Source organism: Vibrio variabilis (assembly GCF_003263785.1).
Lineage (GTDB): Bacteria > Pseudomonadota > Gammaproteobacteria > Enterobacterales > Vibrionaceae > Vibrio > Vibrio variabilis.
Genome location: NZ_JYJK01000041.1, coordinates 1 through 6826 on the forward strand (window position 1 = coordinate 1; position 6826 = coordinate 6826).

General features: G+C 45.0%; 5 protein-coding genes and 1 pseudogene. 5 read left to right on the plus strand and 1 reads right to left on the minus strand.

What is annotated here, in order from left to right; all coding sequences use genetic code 11:
- Nucleotides 1–837 (plus strand): RluA family pseudouridine synthase (locus TZ48_RS05135; protein ID WP_162674500.1); only part of this gene is annotated, 837 nt, incomplete at its 5' end.
- 102 nt (nucleotides 838–939) lie between these two features.
- On the opposite strand, the gene TZ48_RS05140 is transcribed toward TZ48_RS05135, so the two are convergent.
- The gene (locus TZ48_RS05140) at nucleotides 940–1656 is read right to left on the minus strand and encodes a vWA domain-containing protein (RefSeq protein WP_162674501.1); all 717 of its coding nucleotides are present in this window, start codon (nucleotides 1654–1656) and stop codon (nucleotides 940–942) included.
- A gap of 517 nt (nucleotides 1657–2173) precedes the next feature.
- Here TZ48_RS05140 and TZ48_RS24770 point away from each other — a divergent pair.
- From TZ48_RS24770 to TZ48_RS05160, 4 genes and pseudogenes are all read left to right on the plus strand, one after another.
- Nucleotides 2174–2458: a hypothetical protein gene (locus TZ48_RS24770; RefSeq protein WP_239670717.1), complete on the plus strand. Its 285-nt coding sequence runs from the start codon at nucleotides 2174–2176 to the stop codon at nucleotides 2456–2458.
- Nucleotides 2459–2500: 42 nt separating this feature from the next.
- On the plus strand, nucleotides 2501–4522 hold the full coding sequence (locus TZ48_RS05150) for a DNA phosphorothioation-associated putative methyltransferase (RefSeq protein WP_112478485.1): 2022 nt from the start codon (nucleotides 2501–2503) through the stop codon (nucleotides 4520–4522).
- 238 nt (nucleotides 4523–4760) lie between these two features.
- A pseudogene (gene dndB, locus TZ48_RS26080) lies at nucleotides 4761–5841 on the plus strand (DNA sulfur modification protein DndB).
- The coding region (locus tag TZ48_RS05160) for a phosphoadenosine phosphosulfate reductase domain-containing protein (RefSeq protein WP_162674502.1) at nucleotides 5838–6826 on the plus strand (989 nt) is incomplete at its 3' end. The pseudogene dndB and the gene TZ48_RS05160, both read left to right, overlap by 4 nt.

The following is a 6826-nucleotide window of genomic DNA, read 5'->3' on the forward strand; positions in this document are numbered from 1 at the left end:
TGTGCCGCACCAAAGCTACTGCACTACGCCTACAAGCACGGCTTGAAGCCTTTGGCTTTGGCCGAGTTTTGGTGGGGCGCATCACCTAAGTCCGAGATCCGCAAGCACGGCAGTTTTTACCCATCTTGCAACAACAAGTGTCAACCTATCTTGGGACACATGCTGCAAGGCCTAAACGTCGAACCCAACCCACTTGAGCAGAACTGGGCGCAAGACAAAGAGTTGGAAATTGTGTACCAAGACGAAGCCATGGTGGTCATCAATAAACCATCTGGCTTACTGTCGGTGCCAGGCAAAACCATTAAAGATTCTGCCTATACGCGCCTACAAGCCCTATTCCCTGATGTCGAAGGCCCCTATGTGATTCACCGCCTAGACATGGCGACATCTGGATTACTCGTCTTTGCCTTGACCAAGCGCGCCAACAAAAGCCTACAGAAGCAGTTCATTACCCGTGGCGTACAAAAGCGCTATGTAGCATTACTAGAAGGTGAACTTACTCAAAGTGAAGGTGACATTTCCCTACCAATGCGCGGCGACCCTGATGATCGCCCAAGACAGCTAGTGTGCTACGAACATGGCAAGCCGGCAGAGACCCATTGGCAGTTAATTGAAGTGCGTGATGGCCGAAGCAAGGTATACATGTACCCGAAAACAGGCCGAACCCACCAGCTACGCGTTCACAGTGCGCATCAACTTGGTTTGAACATGGCGATGGTTGGCGACACGCTGTATGGTGAAAAGGCTGACCGTTTGCATTTGCATGCGGAGCAGTTGGAGCTTGATCATCCTTATAGTAAGGAGCGGTTGGTGTTTCAGGTTGATGGTGAGTTTTAGAGGTGGGCTTTCAGTGAACCAGTTCAGGGCGTAATATGCTGTCACCCCTACCTCAAGCTCACTCACCTAAACAAAGTTATACTATTTTGCTTACACCGTCTCTTATAGTGGTAATTCTGGTAACCTTACTGTAGTGCCCGGCTGCGAACTTGCAATGCATTCAATACTCTCTTTCAGCCAATCAAAAACAACAGGCAGTTGGTTGAACGAAGCATTTAATACAGGCACTACAGAATACTCCTCCAAGCTTTCATCATACTCACCCAAATTGATAATGATGGGCACAATCGACTTTTCGCAGCTCCAGTGTTTCAGTTTTGCAGCGCTATCAGTCCACACATCCGTTGCCTGCCCATCAGTGACTACGACACACCAAGGGCGACGGCACGTTACACTATTCGCTTTACTGTCCGCTACAGCAGTACGCAGCATGGACATAACAACCTCTAATCCTTGCGCTAAGGCTCTATTTGCCCCAATCGCAGAAAACAGCGGTACAGACGACTCCTTCAACGGTTTCAGCGAACTTTGAACAGTCACGTATTCTTGGCTTTGTAAGAAAGAAATATCTAACTGTTCGATCACATCTGGCTTACTTTGTAGTGAAACGAACCAACGCTCAATTTCTCTATTGACCGCACTTATAACGGTTCCTTCTGAACTCTTGGTTAGTGAGACCAAAATAGACATAGGAAATCGAAACTGACTAGATTGAGTATTGAGTTGGTTTACGTGCTCAAAAGCAGAGTTGATAATAGATGTGTTATCCATAAACAACATTTTTCCGTTTAGTATTAGTTGGTTGTTGATATCAATCATGAAGCCTAACTTCTCGAGCTTCAAGGAAATACTATTGTTTTTATCTGCTGAGGCATCAATTGTTATGATACTGTTTCTTTGCGATGAAAAGCTTTGGCAGCTTCGAGTTACCTAATAAAGGTATCTATGACTTTTATCTACTTAATACCATGCACATACCCGTGGATTGCGCTCACTTGCCCCAGTAACACAACAAACAAAAATTGAGAGAAGCAACATGAAAGCACCTTAAACTCATTGAAAGCCGTATCCATCTAACTATAGTTAAACATCTGCACACTAAAATAATGACAGCATGCAAGACGCCCTTTTGAACTGGTATCGTTCCAAACATCCAAACTACGTTGGAACCAATTCAGCATCCAAAACTTCACTTGCGGAACTTAGACGTTTAGACCGAGAAATCCTTATCCCAATTGCAAACCAGTTCTCCCGCCCCGTCATCTCCTACGGATTCACTAGTCACGCTTTATTGTTGTGGCTCCTAAAAAACCGTCCGGGCGACATGGCTCCCTCCTTGGATCAACATGCCTCAATGGAGTACAACTCAAAGGGAAACCGAATTTGTAAGCGAGATGGAGCGGCTTGTGATTTCTATATCGAAGACCAAACGGGACAAATGGATAAGGTTGCAAAGTACATAATCGGCCATCTGCCGTTTGATAGACTCTATTACTATGGCCGCAACAAGCTATTCATGTCAGTGTCGGAGCAGAAAATGCTCGTTACGTCCAATGTAGAACAACCAAACATGATGGTACTCGCGTTGCTGGGCGCTTCGCCCATGGAAAACGTGCACTAGAGCTATTTAGTTAAGTCATGCACTAAAAAGGAAGACTCAAAGATGGATGCTACGCAATTCTCAAACCTTGTATCGCTGGTTAAAACAGGCAAACAATTGCCAGATGCAGTGTACATCCATAAAGATGCCTTCGAGGCAATGCCCAAAGAACTCGCTCAGTTTATACCAGCAATCGCGAAGGCCGTGAACTTACCCGATAATGAGTGGAACCTAGTCAAGCTATTCAAAAAGAGCTTTAGAGTATCGTTACTTAACTACCCATCCTTTTATGAGACCTCCTACCCTGCTCTAGCACAAAGCCTCAACGTCGATCTGAGCCAGCTCACCCATAAAGTTACCACCTATGCCGAGTCGGATAACCCTCCTATCTTGCACCGTAAAGAAACCATGGTGCTGCCTAGCAACCCGCATTACGATGATTTTGTGAATATCACTCAAGAAGGTGAAAATGCAGGCCTCTACCACAACACTCGACTCATCGGTTTCAAACAATCTTGGGAAAACCTAATCCGCAAACATGGATACGAACTCGTAGACGGTAGATTGTTCAGAACTTCTGCCATCCCAGATAAACAAGATGAACATGGTATTGATAGACATCGCACAGCGATAGTCAGGCATGAACTATCGGCTCCAATGAAAACCCTGGTTAAACATGGTTACCTAGAAGGTAACTACTCCATCTTTGATTATGGGTGCGGACGCGGAGACGATCTGCGCGAGCTGGAAGCTCATGGACTTGATGCATTAGGCTGGGATCCAAATCATCACCCCGATAGCGACAAACTTAACGCCGAAATAGTCAACTTAGGCTTTGTGCTGAACGTAATCGAAGACCAAGACGAGCGTTTAGAAGCACTTTTGAGTGCTTGGGAGCTTGCAGACAAGCTGTTGGTTGTATCTGTGATGTTAGCGAGTGAAAGCTATATCTCGCAGTTCAAGCCCTACAAAGACGGGGTCATTACTTCTCGCAACACCTTTCAAAAATACTATTCGCAAGCGGAAATCAAAAGCTACATTGAGCGGTCATTAGAGGATAACGCGATAGCTGTGGCGCCGGGCATTTTCTACATCTTTAAAGACAAACTGGAAGAGCAGCTCTATCTCCAAAACAAGTACAAGAGAAACCACAGCTGGCAACAGGTCACATCACCAGAGCCAACAGACCAAAGAGATAAGGCAAAGCTCTATATCACTCAAAACCCAGAATTATTCCAATCCTTTTGGGCAACCTGCCTTGAACTGGGACGTGTTCCCGCTAACGAAGAATTTGCTGAATCTGAAGCACTGCGAGCAGCCATTGGGTCACACAAAAAAGTCTTTGGACTTCTGCAAGAGCTATATGGGCAAGAAGAGTTTGAGCAATGTGTGAAAGCTCGTAAAGAAGACCTACTCCTCTATTTCACAATGGGACTTTTTGACAAGCGAAAACCTTACACCCAGCAGCCAGACTCCCTAAAACGCGACATCAAGGCGCTGTTCGACGACTACAAAACCGCACTCAACCTCGCATCAGAACTATTGTTTGCCATCGCAGATACGGAGCTTATCGAACAGCAATGCATTAAAGCACACCAACAACTACCTGCGAGCCTTCTCAACCAAGGTCACTCACTCATAATCCATCGCCAGTATATCGATGACCTACCGTTGTTACTTCGCGTGTACGTGGGTGCGGGGCTACAAATGTACGGCGAGCTTGACGAACAAATCGATCTTATCAAAATACACATCACTTCAGGTAAGCTCACACTCACCGCCTACGATGCTTTTGATAAGTCAGTACCTTTCTTAACCGAAAGAATCAAAATCAAAATGGCAGAGCAAGATATTGATTTTTTTGACTATGTTAATGAAGAGAAGAGGCCACCTTTAATCAACAAACATTTGTTCATTCCATTAGAAAATGACCTTTATACAAAACAGCATAACTTCGATAAACGATTGGCAAACCTAATTGATTGTGAGTACAACACAGAAGTTTTACTAACACGGATAGAGCTAGATACGCTGCTAGCTAAACACAGTAAAAAAGTATCAGGCTATCGACTAGTAGAACGTTAGAACTTTCCCAAAAAACGTTCACCTCGGCTTATTGAGGGATATATAACCATTTGCGAGATCACTCGTGGCAATTGAATGTGACTAGTTGTAAAATGCACGGCTTGCTTCGGCAATGGCAAGTTATGTCAATTTGGGTTGGAAATGACATACCAAACACTCCTTTATGTTATTTTTATGTTGCACTTTTAACATACCGTACTACGTTTATGTTATCTAAATGACATAAAGGTGACTTGGTATGCAAAATCAAGATTCAGGGTATTGTTATTCGTTTCCCGCTGTTCGAGGAATACAGGCTGGCAGGCCTTTCTACATCGCAACGTGTCCGCTGCGTATCATTCCAAAGATTTTTAGCTATAACGAAGACGATGTACCTCCTGAGCTCAGGGCGCAGCGCACTCTCAACAAAACCCGAATTCCCGACATGGTCAAGTACCTGCTCGAAAACCCTAATGATTACGTGTTTTCAGCGTTAACGGCATCTGTTGGAGTGGATATTGATTTTGAAGATCATAACGGAGTGCCTAACTTAGGTACTTTGAAGATCCCAATGGATGCACAGATCCTCATTAATGATGGTCAGCACCGACGTAAAGCCATTGAAGAAGCACTGAAGGAAAACCCAGACTTAGGGCAAGACAACGTCCCAGTTCTGTTTTTCATGGATGAAGGATTAAAACGAAGTCAGCAGATGTTCGCTGATTTAAACAAATACGCAGTAAAGCCAAGCCCTTCGCTCAGCACACGCTACGACCATCGAGATGAAAGTTCATCTGTTGCTCGTTACTTAGCTGACGAAGTGGTACCATTTGCAGGTTTTACTGAAATGGAAAAAGTCGAGTATTAGCCCAAAATCAAACAAGCTTTTCACGCTCAGTAGCATTAAACAAGCGACTAGAGCACTATTGACTAAAGGCCCCAAAGACACGTTTGATGAAAAAGAGCGCGAGCTGGCCGCTCAATACTGGCAAGAAGTGACCAAACATATACCAGAGTGGCGAATGGTGATTGAGAAAGAGCTCTCGCCTGCCCAAATGCGACTGGATTTTATCCATGCTCATGGTGTTGGTCTGCACGCCATTGGCCTACTTGGTAAACATCTACTTTGCCAAGAGCCTCATAACTGGCAAGCTCGACTGTCCAAACTAAGCAAAGTAAATTGGCTCAAGACCAACCCCGAGTGGGTCAGACGTAGCATGAACCTAGGTAAGCTAAGTAAATCTACGCAAAACATACAGTTAACAGCCAACGCGTTAAAAATTGAATTGGGGTTACCACTAACCCCAGAAGAAAAAGCTCTAGAGAAGCAGTTATCATGATACACGAGCTACAACTGGCGGAAGATCTCGCCGAGTACGAAGAATTTATCAATGCCGAAGACTTTGCTAACCACAAGCTTAGTCACTACATTGCCGATGTGCAGCGCGTCTATTGCGCAGACAAACGCCCATGGGTGATTGGCTACAGTGGTGGTAAAGACTCTTCTGCGGTAATGACATTAGTCTATATGGCTCTACTAGGCCTTGAGCCGAAAGACCGCCATAAACCTGTATTTGTCGTTTCTTCAGATACACTGGTTGAAACACCCGTCGTTGTAAATCACATCAAAGATTCCTTACGCGCAATCGAGAAAGGTGCGAAGCGCGACCAACTGCCTATCACTTGCCATAAAGTGGTGCCAAAGGACGACCAAACATTCTGGTCTAGCCTTTTAGGCAAAGGCTATCCTGCACCGACTCGCTCTTTCCGTTGGTGTACAGAAAGGATGAAAATCGACCCTGTCAGCGATTTCATCAAATCCAAGGTATCTCAGTTTGACGAGGTGATCGTTGTTCTCGGCTCACGCAGCCAAGAGAGTGCTTCAAGGGCGCAGGTAATTGCCAAGCACAAAATTGATGGTTCTCGATTAGCGCGTCATACCACACTTGCGAATGCATTTATCTTTACGCCAATTGATACTTGGGCTGTGGATGACGTATGGAAAATCCTTCGTCTTTGTAATCTAGAAACCAAAGAAACTCCATACGGCACGAAAAACGTATGGCGTGACGTGTACGATTTAGAGTGGGAAAATCCATGGGGTGGTAAAAACCTCATTCTATGGAATCTCTATAAAGACTCTTCAGGTCAAGGCGAGTGCCCAATGGTTATCGATGAGACGACCCCGTCGTGTGGTAACTCACGTTTTGGCTGCTGGACTTGTACTGTTGTAACAAAAGACAGAGCCATGGAAAGCTTGATTCAAAATGGTGAAGAGTGGATGGCTCCACTACTTGAGTTTCGCAACAAGTTGTCGATGACAAC

What these genes read in the sequence shown, in the direction of transcription:
- TZ48_RS05140 (WP_162674501.1), bottom strand. Translation starts at nt 1,656, where the DNA reads ATGATTGATATCAACAACCAACTAATACTAAACGGAAAAATGTTGTTT.
- TZ48_RS05150 (WP_112478485.1), top strand. Translation starts at nt 2,501, where the DNA reads ATGGATGCTACGCAATTCTCAAACCTTGTATCGCTGGTTAAAACAGGC.